Below are 22,334 nucleotides of genomic sequence, written 5' to 3'. Positions count from 1 at the left end.
ATTTATAGTTCGTTTTACCTAAATGAATCTGTTAATAGTTTTATCTCAATCTGTGGGGAAATCCTTTCGTAGAGGATGTTGTATACTGCATCCAGAATGGGCATATTGACGTGACAATGACGGTTAATCTCCTTCATACACTTTGTGCCGAAATAACCCTCTGCAATCATTTCCATCTCTATCTGGGCAGACTTGACGGAGTATCCTTTGCCTATCATAGTGCCGAACGTGCGGTTTCGCGAGAAGTTGGAATAGCCTGTCACGAGCAAGTCGCCCAGATAGCAACTGTCAACGATATTGCGCTCGATAGGATGTATCACCTGCAGGAATCGCGACATCTCTTGTACGGCATTGGCCATCAGTACAGCTTGGAAATTGTCTCCGAACTTGAGACCGTTGCAGATACCGGCGGCAATGGCGTAAACGTTCTTCAGCACGCTGGAATACTCGATACCGATGACGTCGGTAGATGTCTTGGTCTTGATGAAATTACTGGTAAGAATGTCTGCAAAGGCCTGTGCTTTATCCCTGTCGGAACATCCTACCGTCAGATAGCTTAATCGTTCCAAGGCGACCTCTTCTGCATGTGAGGGACCTCCGATGCAGGCCAGGTTCTCATATGGAACATCGTATATCTGATGGAAATACTCTGAGCATACCAGGTTCTCGTCAGGTACGATACCCTTGATAGCCGTGATGATAAATTTGTCGCGCAGGCGTGTCTTCAGTTTCTTCAGGTGACTTTTGAGGTAGGGCGAAGGCGTGACAAACACCAACGTGTCGTACTGCTGCACTATCTTGTTGAGGTCCGATGAGAAGAAAATCTCGTCAATGTTGAAGTGGACACTCATCAGATAAGCAGGGTTGTGCCCTAATCGTCTGAAGTCCTCAATACGATCGTCGCGTCGCATATACCAGCCGATGTGGTGAGTATGTCCCACCACAATCTTGGCAATGGCTGTAGCCCAAGAGCCTCCGCCAATAATCGCTATGCGCCCACAATCATACATTCGCCTTGTCTATCCATTTCTGCACGTCGTCGACTGACGGCTTCTGCATATCCAATTTGTATTTCTTGACGATATCTCCAATCTTCTGTTGCAGTCCCTGGGCTTTCTCTGTTGCAATGTTCTGGATGAGGTTGAACCCAGCCTTGCGTAGCACGGGAACCCAAGCTTCGGGAACACCGATTTCTGCCCACTCGTCAATCGAGCTCTGCGGAATCTTCTTCTCAGGTTTCATCTGGGGGAACAGCATCACCTCGCCAATGGTGAATTTTCCGGTGAGCAACATGACCAGACGGTCGATGCCGATACCGATACCAAAGGTTGGAGGCATACCGTACTGCAATGCACGGAGGAAGTCCTGGTCAATGATCATGGCCTCGTCGTCACCCTTGTCGGCAAGTCTCATCTGTTCGATGAAACGCTCCTCTTGATCGATGGGGTCGTTCAACTCAGAGTAGGCGTTAGCCAACTCCTTACCGTTGACCATCAGTTCAAAGCGCTCGGTGAGACCGGGCTTAGAACGGTGCATCTTGGTGAGAGGTGACATCTCGACGGGGTAGTCGGTGATGAAGGTAGGCTGGATGAAACTGCCCTCGCAGAACTCGCCAAAGAGTTCGTCGATAAGCTTGCCCTTACCCATGGTCTCGTCGACTTCCATGCCTTTCGACAGGCAGAACTGACGAATCTCGTCCTCGCTCTTTCCGTCACAGTCAAAGCCGGTCTTTTCCTTGATGGCATCAAGGATGGGAAGACGACGGAAAGGAGCTTTGAAAGAGATGATGTTTCCGTCAATCTCCACTTCTGGCTTTCCATTGACTGCCGTACAAATCTGTTCCAGCATATTCTCCGTGAAGGTCATACCCCAGAGCAAGTCCTTGTAGCTGACATACAACTCCATGCAGGTGAACTCAGGGTTGTGTGTCTTGTCCATTCCCTCGTTGCGGAAGTTCTTGCCCATCTCGTAGACGCCCTCGAAACCGCCAACGATGAGGCGTTTCAGATAGAGCTCAGTGGCGATACGCATGTACATATCCTGATTGAGCGCATTGAAATGGGTGATGAACGGACGAGCAGAGGCACCGCCGGCAATATTCTGCAGAATGGGGGTGTCCACCTCCGTATAGCCGGCATCGTCGAGGATGCGGCGCAGGGTGCGGATGATGGTGGCACGTTTCAGGAAGGTGTCTTTCACGCCCTCGTTGACAACCAGGTCAACATAACGCTGGCGATAACGCAGTTCGGGATCGTCGAACTTATCGTATGCCACACCATCCTTATATTTTACAATAGGTAGGGGCTTCAGGGCCTTCGACAGTAAGGTCAGTTCCTGACAATGGACACTGATCTCGCCCGTCTGGGTACGGAATACGAAGCCCTTGATGCCGATGAAGTCGCCTATGTCAAGCAATTTCTTGAATACGGTGTTGTACAATTCCTTGTCGTCACCGGGGCAGAGGTCGTCGCGGGTGATATACACCTGGATGCGGCCTTTGGAGTCTTGTAGCTCAACAAACGAAGCCTTGCCCATCACACGGCGACTCATCATGCGGCCGGCAATGCTTACCTCGCGGGGAGCAGCATCGTCCTGGAAGTTATCTATAATCTCTGTTGAGAATGCGTTTGTGGGATATTCTGCTGCGGGGTACGGATTGATGCCTATAGCGCGCAACTGTTGCAGACTTTCTCGTCTGCCGATTTCTTGTTCACTAAGTTCTAATACGTTCATTTCTGCTTATAATATGTATTTTGCTTGCAAAGATACGAATAAGCGAGCAAAAAACCAAATAAAAACTTGTTTTTAATTTGTTTTGTCGAGCGAAAGTATCTTCGATGATGAGTCAAGGTTACGATAAGCGAGCAAAAAAACAAAATTTTTTTCAAAAAATTTGGCAGATTGGGGATTATTCTCTATCTTTGTCGCAAACAAGAAATAATACTATGATTTTAGATAACATAAAAACGCGCGTAATCGGTGTAGATATTAATATTGACAAGACATCATGCGCCATTGTAGATATTCGAGGGAACATCATCGCCATCAAGGATTTCCCGACGCTGGACTTCCCGAATATCAGTGATTATCTTGCTGTGCTCTGCGAGATTATCTTGGAGTTGCTCGATGAGAATGGCGGCTACGAGACAGTCCGCTCGGTGGGTATCAGTGTTCCGAGTGCAAATTTCGTAACCGGTTGCATTGAGAATGCCCCCAATATGCCTTGGAAGGGTGTCATCCCCTTGGCAGCCATGCTGCGCGACCGCCTGGGATTGGCCGTTGCTCTTGGCAACAATGCGCATGTGATGGCCTTGGGTGAAGCCACTTTCGGGGCAGCACACGGTATGCGCGACTTTATTATTGTTTCGTTGGGTTCCGGTATGGGAAGCTGCATTTTCTCAAATGGCACAGTCTATCTGGGCACTAACGGCTTTGCCGGAGAGATAGGACATACCTGCATAGAACACAACGGACGAGCGTGCGGTTGTGGCAATCGCGGCTGTCTGGAGGGATATACGGCAATCAAAGGTATTCTGCGGACAGCCAAAGAAGTGATGGAAGAGAGCAATCTCCCATCGAAAATGCGTGAGGCGGAAACGCTGACCCCCCTGATGATTGCAGGATTCTGTGAACAAGGTGACGAACTGGCACAGGAGGTCTATCGCCGTACGGGACATTACCTGGGTTTGGGGTTGGCCAACTATTGCTCCCTGTTGAATCCCGAGGCTATCATCTTTACGGGAAGTGTGTCGCGAGCAGGCCGATGGCTCTTGGAACCAGCCGCCCAAACATTTGAAGAACATGTGTTCCATAATATAGAGCGGAAAGTAAACTTTGTCGTATCCCAAATGGACGAGCATGTGCGCGATCTTTTGGGCGCCAGTGTGCTGGCTTGGGAAGTCAAGGAATATTCGCTGTTTAAATAATGGTTAGCTATGAATGAGAATATCAAGACGAAGGTTGTTGGCATAGATATTGGCGTATCGGAGACCAACATTGCTGTGGTTGACTTGCGCGGAGCTATTTTGGCTCGTGACACCATCAAGACCACGGACTATGCTACGGTGGACGCCTTTATCACGGGACTCAGTGAGCATGTCGTCAGCCTGGCAGAAAGCACCGGAGGATATGATACCGTCCGCTCGGTAGGTGTCTGTTCACCCAGTGCCAACTTCCAGACAGGCTGTATTGAGAATGCCAGTAATCTGCCTTGGAAGGGCGTCATCCCCCTGGCAGCCATGTTGCGCGACCGCTTAGGATTGGCAGTAGCCTTGGGCAACGATGCGCATGCTACGGCAACAGGTGAGCATGTCTATGGTTCGGCTCATGGAATGCAGAACTTTGTCGTGATATCGTTAAGTCATGGCGGGGTGGGCAGTTGCATCTTTACCAACGGTCATCCTCACCTCGGTTCTACGGGTTCTGCTGGTGAGTTCGGACATTGCTGTGTGGTGGAGGACGGTCGTCTGTGTACCTGTGGACGAAAAGGCTGTCTGGAGGAATATGTGTCGGATCGCGGTATCGTGCGCACGGCCCGTGAACTGATGGAGTCGTCCGACGAACCCAGTCTGATGCGCGACCTGCCGGAGTTGACACCGATGACGATTGGTGCCTGTGTCGACCAAGGTGATGCGATGGCTCAGGAAGTCTATCGTCGTATGGGCTTTTACCTTGGCCTTGGCTTAGCGAACTATGCTACCATCACCAATCCTGAGGCAATCATCCTGACGGGTGAGTTGACTGAAACGTCAAAATGGTTTGTTGAGCCCATGAAGGCATCGTTCGACGAGCACGTCTTCGGCAATATCCGCGGAAAGGTAAAACTGGTGGTCTCCCAGTTGGATAACAGCGAACGGGATGTCCTTGGAGCCAGTGTGTTAGCTTGGCAAGTGAAAGAATATTCATTGTTTGTATAGATGGATGTAGAGAATATCAGAAAAATTATCGAGAGTAAACCGAATCTGAGTACTGCGCTGGGAATGGAGTTTATATCCACCCCTGAAGACGATACTTGTATGGCAACAATGAAGGTTGACGATCGAAACCGTCAGCCTTTTGGCTTTTTAAGTGGTGGTGCCTCGTTGGCGTTGGCTGAAAATTTAGCTGGCGTGGGATCTTCGTCGTTGTGTCCGGGATGTGCCTGTGTGGGAATCGAGGTGAGCGGCAGTCATGTGAAGGCTGTCATGGAGGGTGACACGGTGACGGCCTATGGACGTTTGCAGCATCAGGGCAAGAAGTTGCATGTGTGGCAAGTGGACATCAAGGATAGTGCCGGCGACCTGATATCTACCGTCAGAGTGACTAACTTTATTATCCGTCAGGGCAAATGATGAGGAGTTTTGCATTGTTCCGCCTGCCATACGAGAAGCGGTGTACGCTAGTTGTGCAGACTACAGGAGTGCCCCAAGAACTGATGGCGTGCAATGAACTTTCGGGGCAGCAAGGCTTTGTCATGGCTCCCTTTGCGGTGTCGCCCAGCCATCCGCTGTTGCTCATCAGGGCTGATGAGGTTACGAGTGACCTGACAGATCTGGACGGTTTGTCTGATCTGGTGGACACGCACGGTCTGACGGCATTAGACAAGGGTGTCCATACCGATTACCACATGAATTTTGCCAATTTCCATGCGCAGCTTTGTAATCACAGTTTCCAGAAGTTGGTACTGTCGCGTAGCATCGAACTCCCTCGTACTGGCGACGAGACGCCGCTGCAGTTGTTCCAACGGGCTTGTGAGCGCTATCCCCGCATGATGATCTGTCTGGTCTATACCCCTCAAAGCGGATTATGGCTTGCCGCAACGCCCGAGATCCTGCTGGCAGGGAAGGACCACCGGTGGCAGACCATCGCCCTTGCGGGTACGATGAAATATGAGGAGGAACTGCGGTGGAGTGACAAGAATATTCAGGAACAGCGCTATGTGGCTACTTATATCACACACCAACTGGAGCAGTTCACCCACGATTTCACCGAAGAGGGACCGCGAACGGCACGCGCCGGACATCTTGCCCATCTGCGCAGCGATTTCCTGTTCTCACTGCCCGACGAGTCCGTGGTGGGCGATTTGCTGCAGGCGCTTCATCCCACCCCTGCGGTCTGTGGACTCCCCAAGCAGGAGGCTTTCCGCTTTATCCGGCAGAACGAGCATCACGACCGTTCCTATTATAGTGGATTCCTGGGACCGCTGTTCTTGCATCGTCAGACTCATCTCTTCGTCACGCTGCGCTGTATGCAGCTCTTTCGTGATGGCTATCGACTCTATGCCGGTGGCGGACTGCTGAAGGACAGTGTGGAAGAACTGGAGTGGCAAGAGACGGAAACGAAGTTAGATACTATCCGATGCTTATTTCATCATCATGTACAGTAATAAAGAGCATGTAAACATATTGACTGCCCTGCTCGTGGCTCACGGCGTTCGCCATGCGGTGGTCTGCCCCGGTTCGCGCAATGGCGCTATTGTCCATAATCTGAACGAGTGTCCTGCCATCCGGTGCTTCCCCGTTACCGACGAGCGCTCGGCGGGCTTCTACGCCTTGGGCATGGCACAGTGTCTGAACGAACCCGTAGCGGTCTGTGTGACTAGCGGGACGGCATTGCTGAACCTGGCACCTGCCGTTGCCGAGGCTTATTATCAGCATCGTCGTGTCGTCGTCATCAGTGCCGACCGACCGGCTCAGTGGATTGACCAGCTGGACGGACAGACATTGCCCCAGCCGGATGCCTTAGGGCGTTTTGTGGCTAAGGCGGTGTCACTGCCCGAGCCTCGCAATGAGGAAGAACGGTGGTTTTGCAACCGTCTGGTCAACGAGGCGCTGGTTGTCCGTAATGCGCCCGTGCATATCAATGTGCCCATCACCGAACCGTTGTTCCACTTCACGGTGGCGTCGTTGCCCGTTGAGCGGAAGATAACGCTCACCCCTGCTGATGTCCAGCCTCATGTGTTGTCGCATGTCGTCCGCATGTTCATGCAGGCTGAGCGCCCGATGCTCATTGCCGGTCAACCCATGAACCCCAACCTCGACGAGGCGGTCTCTATGGTGGCGGACGACGAGCGCTATGTGCCCGACTTCGTCTTGTATATCGGTGGAAGCATTGTCAGCAAGCGCCTGAAGCATTTCCTGCGGAAAGCTAAGGAGACGTGGGTGGTCAACGAGACCGGTGCGGTGACGGACACCTTCATGAATCTGACGCATGTCATTGTGGGCGACGGTGCTGTTGTGGCCGATCAGGTGCGCTTCATGCTGGAACAACAGCCCCATCCCTTTGTTCAGCTATGGGACGACTTGCTGACTCGTGTTCGTCGCCATGCTGAGACCTACGACCCTGTCTATTCTGAAATGGCGGCGGTGAAGTACTTCGAGCGTTACATCTCACCGCTTACCTCTCACCTCTCACCGCTCACCCATTATGCCAACAGCAGCGCTATTCGCCTGGCGAATATCTATGCCAGGCATCCTGTCTGGTGCAATCGTGGCGTCAATGGCATCGAGGGCTCGCTCAGTACGGCAGCAGGCTTCTCTTGTGTCACCGACGAGAAGGTGTTTTGCGTCATTGGCGACCTCAGTTTCTTCTACGACCAGAATGCCCTGTGGAACCAGAACCTGCGCGGCAACCTGCGCATCCTGCTGCTGAACAATGGCAAGGGCGGCATCTTCCACATGCTGCCAGGCCTCGACCAGAGTCCTGCCCGCGACAAGTTGGTAGCTGCCGAGCATCATACCTCCGCTGAGGGCATCTGCATGCAGCATCATGTGCACTACCTGAAGGCTACCAACACGGAAGAAGTGCAAAAGGGCATCGCCACCCTTGTCCGTCAAGAGAGCGACACCCCCATGCTGCTCGAGGTCTTCACCAATCCTGCTGATGACCAAATGGCTTTACAGGGGTATTATCAGTCGTTGGCTAATATTTAGTCCGTCCCGACGGACTGCCAGTCCGCTCGGCTCGGACTGAGCGTCCGAAGCCTACGGACTCCCGGCTACTATTAATACCCAAGGTTCTTTTCCCATAACCTTGGGTTATTTTGTAATAAGTGCTCCTTATTTGCACCAGAAAGAACACTTTATGACTGAGTGAAACAAGTCCCAGTAACTAATGCTCCGTTCTCAATACGTTGCTATGCGGCGCACGTTGTCCTCGAAGGCTTCCTTGTCGCGGGCTCGAGCCTTCATCTTTGAGCGGTAAGTATAGATGGTGGTGATGCTCGAACGTAGGATGTCGGCAATCTTCTGGTTATCGGTGATACCCAATCGAATGAGCGCCAGCACGCGCAGTTCGGTGGTCAGTTTCTTCGAGTCTTCACTCACCTCGAAGGCATTCTCCTCATTCATCAGGCTGTTTACCTCGCTGATAAAATGAGGATAGATATTCAAGAAGGCGGTGTCGAAGTTTTGGTGGAACATGCGAATACCCTCTGTAACGGGTGTGTTGCTTTTGATCTCGGCATAGAGGTCTTCCAGCTTATGCTCACGTGCCAGTCGGTTAAGTTTCTTGATACGCTCTTCCCCTTGATAAATGAAGGCGCTGCACAGCTCCAGGAATCGCCCTATATACTCGTCCTTGATGCGATTGGCCTCCTTCATCTCATTGTTCATCGCCTGTATTTGTTCGTTGTGATGCGACAATACTTCATACATCTGTCTGATCTTCCTGTTGGCCACGCGGTGCTTGCGTAGCAGCCAGATGGTAAAGAGTATGGATGCTGCCAGCGACAGGGCTATAATGGCCAGAATGGTCAGGAGTCGGTTAGTGCGTTGCTGGGCAAGTTCCCGTTCGGTGTCGTAGGCCTTGGTGATGATTGGTGCCATCCGCGCCACCTGCATGCTGCGTAGTCTGCTGCCATATTGCTGTGCATCGTTGCTGGCCCGCTGCAAGTATCGGTAAGCCCGTTGGTGTTCTCCACGTTCCATTAGGATGGAAGCCAGTTCACGCAAGGCGTTGTTCTCGAGAATGGCCCCCCGCATGTCGCAGATAGCCGAGAGGAGCAAGTAATGCTCTTGTTGTTGAGGCTGTCCGCTTTTCCAATAGAAATAGGCTAATGTGCTGGCTACGATACTATAGCGGCGGTCTCCCATCTTTAGCGTGGGCAGATAGTGCTCATACTGACGGATAGCCCCTTCCACATCACCTTGTTCGCAGGTAAAACTGGCGCGGCTGGTCATATATTCAAACGACTCTTTGGGAGCAATCTGCAACAATAGCTGCCGATAGTACTGTGCACTGTCGATATAATCCATGAAATATGGCGTGTATTGTGCCATCTCCGATCGGTAGAGGTTTAGCTCGGCTTGTTGGTTATAATAGGCTACGCGCGTTTCGGTAGACAGTTTGGTCAATTGGATACTATGCAGCAGCAGTCGGGCATTGTTGAAGATACCCGACACGCTGAGGATGTGAGCCATGCGGATGGCACTGATGGCATAGCGCTCAGGGTCGTTGGCAGCCAAGGGGCTTTTTAAATTAAGGTCTATGTAATGGAAAGCGGAATCGAAACGAAAAGCGAGGTACTCGTCATAAAGACGCACATTGAGGTCGAACGTCTGTTCTGGTGTGAGTGCTATCCCGTGAGTGCTACCGGCAAGCGACTTGATTTGCGCCTCCTTCGCCGCCACGAGTTCGTCATGGTGCGCTATCAGACTGTCCAGCGTGTCGTAGAACCTACTCGTCTCCGTGTTGGCAGACTGTCTTCCACATGCCGTGATAATTAGCATTGTAAAAAGGATGACCGATAGATGTTTCATAGCTTTGCTGCTTTTAGTCTTTGTATTCGATGACAAAGGTAGTTTTTTTTATTGAAACCACCAAACAGGAAGCCGCAAAAATAGCCGAAAATACCTTAATACGGCTTGCAAAAGTTTTGATTTTAAGCATAGTGTCAACAAGTAAAACTTCTAATAACCAACAAGTTACGTTTTTGATTATTTAGATTTTTGTTAGGCCGACTTGCTTGTCCATGAAATACCCGCTACTTTTGCAGTCGAAACTGAAAACAACACCTAAACAATGTTTCAATATGTATAAGAAGTTAGTTAGTATAGTAGTTTTATTTTGTAGTTGTTGCTTTGCCACTGTTCAGGCAAAGGAACTCTTGGTTACTTCCCCCAACGGCACCGTGATGGTCGCTGTTGGGGTAAAGACCGGCAAAGCATACTACTCGGTAAAGTATGGTGAAAAAACGCTGGTAACCCCTTCGCACCTCGGCTTCCTGTTAGGCGACAGCCAGTTGGGCAATCACGTTACGATGACTGGCAAGCACAGCGATTCGAAGGATGATACCTGGGTACAGCCTTGGGGAGAGGACGAGCGCGTGCGCAATCACTATAACGAACTGACGGTGAATTTCAAGGAGAAAAATGGCCGACGCATGGATGTCGTGTTCCGCGTATTCGATGATGGAGTCGGTTTCCGTTACATACTGCCTAATCAAAAAGGTGAGAAATTTGTTATCCAGGATGAATTGACCGAGATTACCTTGGCGCACGACGCCAAGGCTTGGTCAATTCCTACCAATCGCACCGCTTATTTCGAAGGCATTTATACTTCTGATTTACTTAGCCAGAAGGATACCGTATGCACGCCGCTAACTATAGAATATGAGCGTGACCTGTTTTTAGCCATACACGAAGCAGCACTGGAGGATTATGCCAGTATCAACCTGACTCCGCGACAGGCTGAGAATGGTGCAGTCAGACTGCTGACGGCACTAAGTCCTTGGCAAAACGGTGTAAAGGTGTATGGCGAGGGGACGACGAAAACCCCCTGGCGTACTATTATAATAGGTAAGACCGCAGGTGAACTGATGACGTCACGACTGATGCTGAACTTGAATGAACCTTCAAAGATTACAGATACCTCATGGATAGAGCCAGGTCGCTATATAGGTATCTGGTGGAGCATTCACAAGAAGCAGAACACGTGGGAGATGGGTCCCACACATGGTGCAACCACACAAAACGTAAAACGATATATGGATTTTGCCGCTCGTCATGGATTCAGTGGCGTATTGGCTGAAGGCTGGAACCCTGGATGGGGCGAGGGAGAGCAAGTCTCATACCTGAAAACCTATCCCGATTTCGATATGGAAGAGGTCTGTCGTTATGGAGCTTCAAAGGGCGTTCGCTTCATCGGTCATATGGAGACATGGGGCAACAGTCGTCTGCTCGAGCAACAGATGGATTCGGCCTTCGCCTGGTTCAGTCGGTTGGGTATCCGTGCTGTGAAGACGGGCTATGTAGGCCAACTGTTCGATGGCAAGGAACTGGCTAAGTCACAGTATGGCATCCGCCACTACCGCAAGGTGATTGAGACCGCCGCCAAGTACCACATCATGATTGACAATCACGAGCCAGCCATGCCTACCGGCATCCAGCGCACATGGCCCAACCTGATGACACAGGAAGGCGTGCGCGGACAAGAGTACAACGCTTGGGACAGAAGGGGTGGTAATCCTCCGGCTCATACCGTCACCCTGCCCTTCACGCGTTGTCTGGCTGGTCCTACAGACTTCACCCCCGCTATCTTCAATTTCTCGGAAGTGGTGAAGGGAACACATCCCCACAGCACACTTGCCAAGCAACTCGGTGAGTTTGTGGTGATCTACAGTCCGTTGCAGATGGCTGCCGATGCCATAGAGAACTACGAAGGTCAGCCTGCACTCTCATTCATCGAGAGTTGTCCTACGACATGGAGCAAGACGCTGGTACCCAACGGTGAGATAGGTCAATATGTGACGGTAGCCCGCAAGGAAGGAAACGGCGATCGCTGGTTTATCGGCAGCATCACCAATGAGGAGGCCCGCACACTTCGCGTCAGTATGGATTTCCTGGATGCCGACAAGTCATACCGTGCTATCATCTATGAGGACGGTCCTGACGCAGACTACGAGCACAATCCCTATACGATGACCATCCGTCAGTTGGACGTTACCAGTCAGCATGAACTCATACTGAACCTGGCACGCAGCGGCGGTGCAGCAGTCAGGATTGAGCCAAGGAAAAAATGAAAAAAGTGAGAATTATTATCTCTTATTAATAACTTAAAATATCGTAAAAATGGAACAAAGAAAAGTGTTTTTCCGCCGTATGCTATCTCTGGCAGCGGCCATGCTTTTTACCTTGACCATTTCAGCACAGAGCACCATTAGTGGTCATGTGAAGGACGATACCGGCGAAGACATCATCGGAGCCAGCGTCGTTGTGAAAGGGACTCAAGGCGGCACCGTCACCGACTTTGACGGTAATTTTAAGGTTCAGTGTAAGCCTGGCACCACACTGGTCATCACCTATGTAGGCTTCGTACCTCAGGAGGTTAAGGCACAGGACGGCATGGACATCACACTGAAGGAAGACGTAGCCCAGCTGAACGAAGTCGTGGTAGTGGGTTATGGTTCGCTGGCTAAGAAGGAAATCTCCAGCTCCGTAGTGCAGATCAACAAGGATCAGTTCAACCAAGGTGCTGCTAGCGACCCCATGGCACTGGTAGCCGGTAAGGTGGCTGGTCTGAACGTGTCCACGTCAGCTGACGCGAATCCTAATGCCATGACCGATATCCAGGTGCGTGGTGCCGGTTCGCTGTCTGCCTCCAATGGTCCGTTGGTTGTCATCGACGGTATTGCTGGCGGCGACCTGCGCAACATTGCCACGCAGGATGTGGAGTCTATCACCGTATTGAAGGATGCCGGTTCGGCAGCTATCTATGGTACGCGCGGTGCCAATGGTGTCATCCTGGTTACGACCAAGAAAGGTTCTGGCACTGCCGGTGTCACCAACGTCACCTACGACAGCTACATCGCGCTGAACTTCCAGAAAGGAAAGCCTGATATCCTCTCTACCGACGAGTACCGTCGTTCACGCCGTGGTCCCGACTATGGCGCCGACACTGACTGGTGGAAAGAGATTACCCGTTCAGCCAGCTATAACCTGAACCAGTACATTTCTATCGACAGTTCTACCAAGAACGGCTACTTCGGAGCCTCCGTCAACTATAAGAAGGGCAATGGTCTTGACATTGTCAGCAACCGCGAGGAGTACGGCGGACGTTTCGTGATGGAGCAGCGCGTACTGCAGAACTATGTTCAGTTCAATGCCTCTCTGTCAGGCCGTAAGGTGCATGAGGAGTGGGGCAATGACGGATTGTTTGACACCGCGCTGACAACCAATCCCACCATTCCCGTCAAGAATGCTGACGGTTCTTACTTCCAGGCCAGTTCTCCGACAGGCGTTCACAATCCCGTTAATGACTTGAGGGAGAATGTGAGCCAAGGCGACCGTATCTATCTGTTGGGAAATGCTGATGTGAAGGTGAATATCCTGCAACTTGAGCAGCACAACTTGAACACGTCGCTGAGCTATGCGCTGCAATATAACGACCTGAAGGATAACTTCTACACGCCGACGAAGTCGTCGGAGTCGTATTGGAACGGCTATGCCGGTAGGGCTCGTATTAATTATCAGAAGTGGTGGACTAACCGCTTGGAGTGGCTTGTCAACTACACGATGACTATGGGCAAGCATCAGCTGAAGGCTGTCTTGGGATACTCCTGGGAGCGTAACAAGTGGGAACAGAGCGGCAACGAGAACATGGGCTTTGTATATGATGCGCTGTCTTATCACGGCATTGGCTCTGGCAGCTATCTGAAGGATGGTAAGGCTAATCTGTGGGCTGGCTCCTCGGAGTCTACGCTCATCGGTTTCTTCGGGCGACTGAACTACAACTATAATGATATCATCTTCGCTTCTGCCTCTATGCGTCGCGAGGGTAGCACTAAGTTCGGTACGAACACTAAGTGGGGTAGCTTCCCTTCGGGTTCGCTGGCTTGGGAAATCACGAACACGCCGTTCGCAGAGTCTGTCGGCGCCTTCTTCCAGAGTCTGAAGCCTCGCGTGTCTTACGGTGTGACGGGTCGTTCTGACTTTGATGCCTATAAGTCGCTGGCTACCTACAGCACTTACAGCTCGTACTATATCGACAACCAGTGGCTGAACGGCTATGCGCCGTCGCTGAATGCGAACCCAGACTTGGCATGGGAGAAGTCTACGGCGTTTAACGTAGGTATCGACTTCGTGGCGCTGAACAGCCGCCTGCGTGGTAGCGTGGAGTATTTCGACCGCCGTTCGAAGGACTTGCTCTATAACTATACGGCACCACAGCCTCCGTTCATCTACAACACCATTCTGGTGAATGTGGGAACTACCAAGAACACAGGTCTTGAGGTTAGCATCGACTATGACGTGCTGGCTAAGAAGGACCTGAAGTGGACTACGGGCATCAACTGGAGTACGGGTGACACGAAGTTGACCAAGTTGTCGAGTGATGTGTACCAGATGGCTTACCTCAACCTCTATCAGAAGCCGGGACCTGGCAGCAGTGAGTTCTTCTTCCGTGTGGAGGAGGGTGGCAAGATCGGTCAGTTCTATGGCTACGAGCATGCGGGTGTCGACGAGAATGGCGGTCTGCTGGTCTACGACAACGACGGCAACGCACAGGCGGCTGCCAGTGCCGACCCGGCATGGAAGCGTAACATAGGCAATGGCGCCCCGAAGCATTTCCTGTCGTGGACCAACTCGTTCAGATATAAGAACTGGGATTTGAGCACGCTCTTCCGCGGTGCCTTCGGCCACAAGATTTTCAATATGCGCAAGTATGGCATGGGACTGAGGGGTGCCGGTACGGAGAACGTTCTGCGCACGGCTTATACCGACGATGCCGACGTGTTCTCGAGTGGTGGTATCATCACCAGCTATTTCTTGGAGAACGGCAACTACTTCAAGCTGGACAACGTGACGGTGGGCTATAGCTTCGTGCCGAAGAAGCGTGAACTGATAGAGAGTCTGCGCGTGTACCTGACTGCCAAGAACCTCTTCACGCTGACGGCCTATAAGGGTAATGATCCCTCGATAGTCACTTCTACGGGTATCACTCCTGGCATCGACTCTAACAGTGCCTATCCTCAGGCTACCAACTTTACGCTGGGTGTCACGGTGAGATTTCATTAATTAAAACTGAACAGATCAAGTTATGAAAGCAATAAAATATAGCATTATAGCGATGGCTATGGGTATGGGCATGACGGCATGTACCAACCTGGACGAGAAAGTCTACGACCGCATCGACGCTGGTGTCTACTACCAGAACGAGGCGAGTGTGAAGGGTGCCCTGGCTGCCATCTATGGTCAGATGTCGTCGACACTGGCCGGTGAGAATTTCTTCCACCTCTCTGAATATCCTGCCGACCAGATTACGTGGCGCGTATGGAATGGTGGCCTGTGGGGATGGGACGAGGCCATGAAGACGGTGTTGTCGTGGCACAACTGGACTTCCGAGACGACGATTATCCGCGAGGCATGGAACAACTCATGGACGGGTATCGGACTGGCTAACCTGCTGCTGAACGACCTGCAGGGACTGAGCGCGGCAAGCATCGGCATGAGTAATGAGAAACTGGCTCAGTATGTGGCTGAGGTTCGCACACTGCGTGCCTGGAACTACTACTGCATCTTCGAGCTCTGGGGCGGTGCACTGCCCTTGAACACGTCGGCAGGCAGTGAGGTGCCTGGAACGGCTGATCCTGACTGGGACACCTCTTGCCGGAAGATCTACGATTTCATTGCCACCGAACTGGACGAGACTGTCGGCGCTCTGGCTCAGGACGATGCCAACCACTCGATGGTGAACCGTGCCAACCAGGCCATGAACCGCATGCTGAAGGCGCGTCTGCTGCTGAATGCTGAGGTGTTCATCGGCGAGAAGCACTACGACGAGTGCGAGGCGCTGTCGAAGGAGATCCTCAACGGCAAATATGGCAACTATGATCTTGACAGCAACTATCGTAACCTCTACAGTATCGACAACGTGAAGAGTCCTGAGGTGGTGTTCGCACTGGCTTGTGAGGACGGACAGGGTGCTGCCAATGCCATCTCGAACGTGCGCACCATGGTAGGCATGCCCTTGGACTACGAGCAGTATTTTGGACAGAAATACGACGGCATCGGTGGCTGGAACTGTGTCTGTCTGGTTCCGTCGTACGACAACTCAGGAACGGTGTTGCCCGGTGGTGGTACGATTGGTGCCAAGTGCTTCCTGGGTGACTATGGTGACAAGTTGGGTGCTCCCTATGAGCGCTTCGACGACCGTGACATCCGAAAGCAGAACTATGTCTACGACACGTCTACCAAGACACACGGACCGGGCATGTTCCTGAAAGGTCTGATACGTGCCAATTTCGGTACGGGCGAACCGATGGCGTCTGACGCCGAGCGCAAAGGACAGGACTTGGATTATGTCGACCAGTTGGGCACCTTCCTGAATGTGGGAAGAGACCTGGAGACCGTGATGAGTCCGCGCTGGGGCGAGAATAACTCGGGTATCCGTCTGGTGAAGTATCCGCTCTATCCCGCTGATGCCAGCGAAGGCTTCAAGTCTATCGACGACGTACAGTTCCGCCTGGCTGAGGTCTACTATAACATCGCCGAGTGCGAGATGCGCAAGGGTAATGGTAATGTCGCCAAGGAGTATGTCGATGCCGTACGCCAGCGTTACTTCAAGACCGGCGACCGCACCAGTGCACTGAGCATTCCCGGACCAGGCTTCACGGCCTTCGACATGGACTGGATGCTTTCTGAGTGGGGTAAGGAATACCTGGGCGAGGGCAACCGCCGTCGTACCGACCTGCGCCGCTTCGACAAGTTCACACAGGGCCAGTGGTGGTTCTGGGGACGAGCCACGGAGGATGGTGTCAGCCTGCCTGCCAAGCGCGACCGCAAATTCGAGTGGTATCCGTTGCCGCAGACGGCCATCTCCGTCAATCCGGGTCTCATTCAGAACCCAGCATATAAGTAAAACAACCTGTCAACAATAGGATAATAACCAATAAACAGTGAAGTTTATGAATAAGAAAATATATAGTCTGTTCCTCGCACTGCTTGCCCTGACGGGAGTGATAAGCAGTTGCAAGAGCAACGACGACATCGTGTTTGACCACGAGCGACAGCAGTTTGAGACGCGAGCCGACCGCATCCTGCTGGAATTCATTGCTCCCTTCGGCACTACGGTCGAAGAGGAGGTGTACATCATCGGCCCGTTCAATGGCAATGCGCTGACGCCCGACGAGGAGGGCAACTACGAAGAGCCTACCCTTGACGAGGCCTATAAACTAGTAAAGGCTGAGAAGAGCAATGCCAAGTGGGGCATCTATCTCGACCCCAAAAGCTTCGTCGACGGCAAGACACTGGCCGACGGTTTCCGCTTCTATTCCGTCTCACAGGGACAGGAGTATACCCTCACGGGAGCTGGTGCCGTGCATAACGACAATCCCGGAGTGGGCACGTTCACCAATATCTGGGGACAGCGCTGGGAGGCTTACTACTGGCAGGGCGGCGAGGCTCCGGAGCCTAAGCACGATGGTTTCTGCGTCTATGTGGACGACCAGACGGGCTGGGAGACACTCACCATGTATATGTGGGGCGACGTGAACGACCTCAATGGCGGCTGGCCCGGTATGGAGGTTACCGGTACGTGGAAGCATGGCGGTGTCGTCTGGAAGTACTTCGACTTCGGTGAGGCCAATACCGGTCTGAACGAGAACCTCATCTTCAACAACGGCGGTGCCGGTATACAGTTGGATAATTACAACTTCACCATCGACCGCAACATCTACCTGCGTGTTACTGCCGACGGCGTCGAGGAAATCGGCGAACCGGAGGGCGTGGCACACGACGGCTATGCACTGTTCGTCCTGAACCAGTCGAGCCAGACTGACCTGGCGCTCTATGCCTGGGGCGACGGCCTTAGCGATGCCAACGACCTGTTTGGCGGCTGGCCCGGTATGGCTCCCACCGGTACACAGGTCATCAATGGCAATGAGTATGTCTATTTCGACCTCGGCGAGAGCAGAACCGGTCTGAACGTTAACCTCATACCCAATAATAACAACAATGGTGTGCAGTGGGAAGGTGGCGACCTGAACTTCACCATCGACCACGACATCTACATCCGTATCTACGATGGTGGGTATGAAGTGATCGACAAGGACTATCAGCCCGGCGAGGGTGGCGACACGCCTGATCCGGAGCCACAGCCTGTTGCCGAGAAGGTTATCATTGCCGTAAAGAACAGCGTTGGCTATGCCGCTCCGCATCTCTATGTCTATGGCGACAGTGAGGCCTGCGGCGGATGGCCTGGTGCTGCTCCCGTGAAGACGACCGACAACGGCTGGTGCCTCTTTGAGTTGCCCGCCAACGGTAACTACAACCTCATACTGAATGACAATGGAAGTCCGCAGAAGGACGGTCCTGCCATATCAACCGCAGGCAGCCATTTCTTCGACGTCAATGACTCATGGGTGGAGTCTGCCAACACGGTGACCATCCAGAACAATGCCGGCTACACCGACCCGCGGCTCTATGCCTGGGGCGATGGCGAGATCTATGGCGGCTGGCGCGGCATCAAGCCCACCAGCAACGAGAACGGCATACTGGTGTTCCCCCTGCCCAACGACGGCGGCACCTACAACCTCATCCTCAACGGCGAGGGCGACGGTGTACAGCAGGACATCTCGCAGGTTGTAGCCAACCAGAGTTATTCGTTCACCGCAAATTAATGAGGTATGAATAAAAACTTATTGTCAATCCTGACCCTCGTCGCAGCGCTGCTTCTGGCAGCCTGCGGCCCAGGGAAGGGTGCGTTCTCGGTTGATGGTACTAAGCCTGTTTCACAGGAGAACCGCATCATCTACCAACTCAACGTGGGTGCCTTCACCCCAGAGGGAACCTTCAAGGCTGCCGAAGGGCAGTTGGCACGGCTGGACACCCTTGGTGTGGATATCCTCTGGCTGATGCCCATCTATCCACGTGGCGCGATGATGCACAGCCCTTACGCCTCGATGGACTTCCAGCAGGTAAATCCTGCATACGGTACGGTAGCCGATCTGAAGGCTTTCGTGGCCGCTGCTCATGAGCGTGGCATGAAGGTGTGGCTCGACTGGGTGCCTAACCATGTGGCCGTGGAGAACCCCTGGGTGACAGAGCATCCAGAATACTTCACCAAGGATAGCAAGGGGCAGATGATTCACCCCCATGGCTGGGGCGATGTCTACGAACTGAACTATCAGGACGAAGGACTCGTCAGCACCATGAACGATGCCCTGCGTTTCTGGATTAACGAATGCGATGTCGACGGCTTCCGCTGCGACTATGTCAGCAGTCCTACCATCCCTGTCAGCTACTGGCAGAACATCATTGCCGAACTGAAGAGCATGAGTGCCAAACGACCAATCGAATTCCTCAGCGAGACCGATATCAGCAACCCGGAGAATATCCGCATCGACTCCTGCGGATTCGACTATGACTACGCCTGGGACTTCCAGGGTGCACTGGCTTGGAAATTCAAGAACAGCGACAGTGCCGACACGCTGAGGATGCTCTGCGACAAGTTGCTGGAGGCGTCGAAGGCTATCAAGAACCGCCGCATGGTCTATCTCACCAACCACGACCAGAACTACAACGACGGTGGTCACACGCTGAAGGATTTCTATGGCGACAACCGCTACCTGCTCACCGTGCTGGAATTCACCTTTACCGGTATGCCGCTGCTCTATCAGGGACAGGAGATTGGCGACCCCGACACGTTGAACTACTTTACCGACGGCAAGGTGAAGTGGGACCGCATCGACCGTAAGATGCAGCACACCGTGCGCACCCTCGTGGCACTCCACCACACACAGCCCTCGCTGGCTGCCGATGCTCCTGTGGAATATGTCGCCACCGACTGCCCCCAGGTGCTGGCCTATCAGCGCGGTCCCGTGCTCGTATTCCTGAACCTCGGAACCGCCCCCGTTACCCTTCGTTGCGATGCCTTTGCAGCGGGTAAATATACGCAGTGGCTCAACAGCAAGACCATCGCTGACGGTCCTTCAGCCACCGACGTCACACTTGATACGGAAGTCCCCGTCGAACTCGACGCCAAGGGCTTTGTAGTTTACGTAAAACAGTAATCATTGCTTCATCAGAAAATTACTGTTTGTTAGAGTTAAAATTTTAACGACATTCGGGCTGGCTGCTCTGGGAAGAACGGCCACCCGCTTTTAAAAAGATACGACAAACAATGAAAAGAATTCTTATTTATCTCTTTGCACTGCTGCCTATGCAGATGCTGGCTGCTGACTATGTTGATGACATCAACTCAGCCGCCGCCAAGAATGAAGCAGGCCATCAGGTCATTTACGAAATGAACGTCGGTGCCTTTACCACTGAGGGAACGTTCGCTGCTGCCCAGCAGAAACTGGGTGAACTGAAGACGCTGGGTGTCGACATCCTTTGGCTGATGCCCGTCTATCCGCGTGGGGGAGGCATCAACAGCCCCTATGCTCCCACCGATTTCCAACAGACTAATCCCAACTATGGCACCATCGCCGACCTCAGGAGTCTGGTGACGGCTGCTCACAATCTTCATATGCAGGTGTGGCTCGACTGGGTGCCTAACCATACGGCTACCAATGCCACCTGGGTGACCTCCCATCCTGAATACTACAAGAAAAATGGAAGTGGACAGATGGTTCACCCCAACAACTACAGTGATGTCTACCAGCTGAACTATGACAATGCCGACTTGCAGAAAGCCATGACAGACTGTCTAAAGTTCTGGATTGACCAGACCGATGTCGACGGCTTCCGCTGCGACTATATCAGCAGTAAGGAAATTCCCGTCACCTACTGGCAAGCTGCCATCCCTGACATCAAGGGCTACAAGGCTGGCAAGACCATCACTTTCCTTGGTGAGGCGGATATTGCACAGGACGTGACGCGCCTGAAGACTGCAGGCTTCGACTACGACTATGCCTGGGGCTACCAGAGCAGTCTGGTCAACTATGGCAGCAATGGTGTTTATGCCGCCACGCTGAAGGCCAATGCCAACACCATGCTCAACGCCTCCAGTGGCGTGTCGTTCGGTCGGATGCTCTATTTGACTAACCACGACCAGAACTACAACGAGAGCAAGAAGACGCTGACCGAGAAGTACGGCCAAAACCGCTATCCGCTCACCGTGCTGGCGTATACTCTCTACGGCATGCCTCTCATCTATAATGGTCAGGAGGTCGGTGGCAATCAAGTACTCGACTATTTCACCGATGCTAAAATCAATTGGAGCACTAAGGACGCCAAGATGCACCACACCATCCGCACGCTCACCGCGCTGAAGCATGCCGTGCCAGCTCTGGGCGACAAGGTGGGCGTCAACTGGGTTACTATCAGTCCGGCCAATGCCAACGTGCTGGCCTACACCCGCAAGTCTGGCGACAGCGAGGTACTGGTCGTGCTCAACATGGCGACTACTCAAACTTCCGCTACGCTCACAGGAATGACCGCAGGAGCCTGGAGCCTGTGGCTTAACAGCGAAACCATTGCCCAGGGGGTCAGCCGTAAGACACAATATTTTTCGGTCACACAGAGTATCAGCCTTGAGGCCAAGGGCTACCGCGTCTTTGTCTGTGGTTCCTATCCTGAGGAAGAACTGCCAGCTCCCGAGGTCTATACACCCACACTGGAGACCGCTGACGAAATCAGTGTTTTCTTCGAGACTGCTACCGAGCGCGACTACGCCGTCTGGGCATGGGGCGACTTGGGCGGTGGCGAGGCCTACTGCATCAATACCTCTTGGCCCGGCGATGCCATGACGCTGATGGGACAGACCGACACAGGTAGCAACATATACAAATATACCTTTACAAAGGTAAGTGAGGCACCTGCCAACCTGATTATCTCCTACAATGGCGGCAACAACAAGATTTACGATGGCGTCAACTTTGTCAACCACGGCTACTATGTCGAGGGCAACAACACGCCCACGCAGGTCATCACCACTACCGGCATACAGAAGTTAAGTGTTGAGAGGTTAGAAGCGAGTGGAGACTTCTACGATCTCAGCGGCTGCAAAGTTGCTACGGCAGCATCCGCTACGTCACTTTCGAAGGGCATTTACATCCGGGGTGGAAAGAAGTATGTCATTAGGTAAAAGAATCAGCGTATCTGGAATAGCAGACAGGTAATGATCCGTTATTGGCTAATATTTAGTCCGTCCCGACGGACTGCCAGTCCGAACGGGTCGGACTGAGAGTCCGAAGCCTACGGACTCCCGGCTACCATTAATACCCAAGGTTATCTCCCCATAACCTTGGGTTATTTTGTAATAACCGTCCCTTATCTGTCAATAACCGTACCTTATTCGCACCCCCAAAAAATAGTTTTTTCGATTTTACCCTCCCTTCCTCCCTTTTTCGCTCGGAACCCCTTTATTTACTGGGGTTCACGGACGGGAGGGAAAACAAACATCCCTCCCGTCTCCCT

Annotated in this window: 14 protein-coding genes; 11 read left to right on the top strand and 3 right to left on the bottom strand. The window is 52.6% G+C overall.

Annotation, left to right across the window (positions count from 1 at the left end):
- Window positions 1-14: 14 nt before the first annotated feature.
- Window positions 15-1,010 carry an NAD(P)H-dependent glycerol-3-phosphate dehydrogenase gene (locus tag BLU47_RS08320; protein WP_091961096.1) on the bottom strand — a complete coding sequence of 332 codons (996 nt, stop codon included), beginning with the start codon at window positions 1,008-1,010 and terminating at the stop codon, window positions 15-17.
- Window positions 1,003-2,733, bottom strand: coding sequence for a lysine--tRNA ligase (lysS, locus tag BLU47_RS08315; RefSeq protein ID WP_091961092.1), 1,731 nt, complete (start codon window positions 2,731-2,733; stop codon window positions 1,003-1,005). Before lysS ends, BLU47_RS08320 begins: the two co-directional genes overlap by 8 nt.
- Window positions 2,734-2,945: 212 nt before the next feature.
- Between lysS and BLU47_RS08310 the strand changes: the two genes are divergently transcribed.
- From BLU47_RS08310 to menD, 5 genes are read left to right on the top strand one after another with little or no spacing between them, the layout of a single operon-like run.
- Window positions 2,946-3,926: an ROK family protein gene (locus BLU47_RS08310; protein ID WP_091961089.1), complete on the top strand. Its 981-nt coding sequence runs from the start codon at window positions 2,946-2,948 to the stop codon at window positions 3,924-3,926.
- Window positions 3,927-3,935: 9 nt separating this feature from the next.
- Window positions 3,936-4,916 carry an ROK family protein gene (locus BLU47_RS08305; protein WP_091961086.1) on the top strand — a complete coding sequence of 327 codons (981 nt, stop codon included), beginning with the start codon at window positions 3,936-3,938 and terminating at the stop codon, window positions 4,914-4,916.
- Window positions 4,917-5,330, top strand: coding sequence for a PaaI family thioesterase (locus BLU47_RS08300; RefSeq protein ID WP_091961084.1), 414 nt, complete (start codon window positions 4,917-4,919; stop codon window positions 5,328-5,330).
- Entirely contained in the window at window positions 5,327-6,364 is a 1,038-nt protein-coding gene (locus BLU47_RS08295; protein WP_255402128.1) for an isochorismate synthase, read from the top strand. The genes BLU47_RS08300 and BLU47_RS08295 overlap by 4 nt, the downstream gene beginning before the upstream one ends.
- Entirely contained in the window at window positions 6,354-7,910 is a 1,557-nt protein-coding gene (gene menD / locus BLU47_RS08290; protein ID WP_091961082.1) for a 2-succinyl-5-enolpyruvyl-6-hydroxy-3-cyclohexene-1-carboxylate synthase, read from the top strand. Before BLU47_RS08295 ends, menD begins: the two co-directional genes overlap by 11 nt.
- Before the next feature lie 192 nt (window positions 7,911-8,102).
- Here the strand turns inward: menD and BLU47_RS08285 are convergent, their stop codons facing one another.
- Window positions 8,103-9,737 carry a DUF6377 domain-containing protein gene (locus BLU47_RS08285; protein WP_143025507.1) on the bottom strand — a complete coding sequence of 545 codons (1,635 nt, stop codon included), beginning with the start codon at window positions 9,735-9,737 and terminating at the stop codon, window positions 8,103-8,105.
- 272 nt (window positions 9,738-10,009) lie between these two features.
- On the opposite strand from BLU47_RS08285, the gene BLU47_RS08280 reads away from it, so the two are divergent.
- The 6 genes from BLU47_RS08280 (at window position 10,010) to BLU47_RS08255 (ending at window position 22,002) form a co-directional block, all read left to right on the top strand.
- On the top strand, window positions 10,010-11,998 hold the full coding sequence (locus BLU47_RS08280; protein ID WP_091961077.1) for a glycoside hydrolase family 97 protein: 1,989 nt from the start codon (window positions 10,010-10,012) through the stop codon (window positions 11,996-11,998).
- A gap of 49 nt (window positions 11,999-12,047) precedes the next feature.
- Complete coding sequence (locus BLU47_RS08275; protein WP_091961074.1) at window positions 12,048-14,990, top strand: SusC/RagA family TonB-linked outer membrane protein; 2,943 nt, start codon at window positions 12,048-12,050, stop codon at window positions 14,988-14,990.
- 22 nt (window positions 14,991-15,012) lie between these two features.
- Complete coding sequence (locus BLU47_RS08270; protein WP_091961071.1) at window positions 15,013-16,833, top strand: RagB/SusD family nutrient uptake outer membrane protein; 1,821 nt, start codon at window positions 15,013-15,015, stop codon at window positions 16,831-16,833.
- A 46-nt stretch (window positions 16,834-16,879) separates the two neighbouring features.
- Entirely contained in the window at window positions 16,880-18,592 is a 1,713-nt protein-coding gene (locus BLU47_RS08265) for a starch-binding protein (RefSeq protein WP_091961069.1), read from the top strand.
- A gap of 6 nt (window positions 18,593-18,598) precedes the next feature.
- The gene (locus tag BLU47_RS08260) at window positions 18,599-19,984 is read left to right on the top strand and encodes an alpha-amylase family glycosyl hydrolase (RefSeq protein WP_091961067.1); all 1,386 of its coding nucleotides are present in this window, start codon (window positions 18,599-18,601) and stop codon (window positions 19,982-19,984) included.
- A 110-nt stretch (window positions 19,985-20,094) separates the two neighbouring features.
- Complete coding sequence (locus BLU47_RS08255) at window positions 20,095-22,002, top strand: alpha-amylase family glycosyl hydrolase (protein ID WP_091961064.1); 1,908 nt, start codon at window positions 20,095-20,097, stop codon at window positions 22,000-22,002.
- Window positions 22,003-22,334 lie beyond the last annotated feature (332 nt).

Source organism: Prevotella sp. tc2-28, from assembly GCF_900107705.1.
Classification (GTDB): Bacteria; Bacteroidota; Bacteroidia; order Bacteroidales; family Bacteroidaceae; genus Prevotella.
The sequence above is the reverse complement of the archived record's forward strand: the minus strand, read 5'-3'. Positions and strand labels throughout refer to the sequence as shown.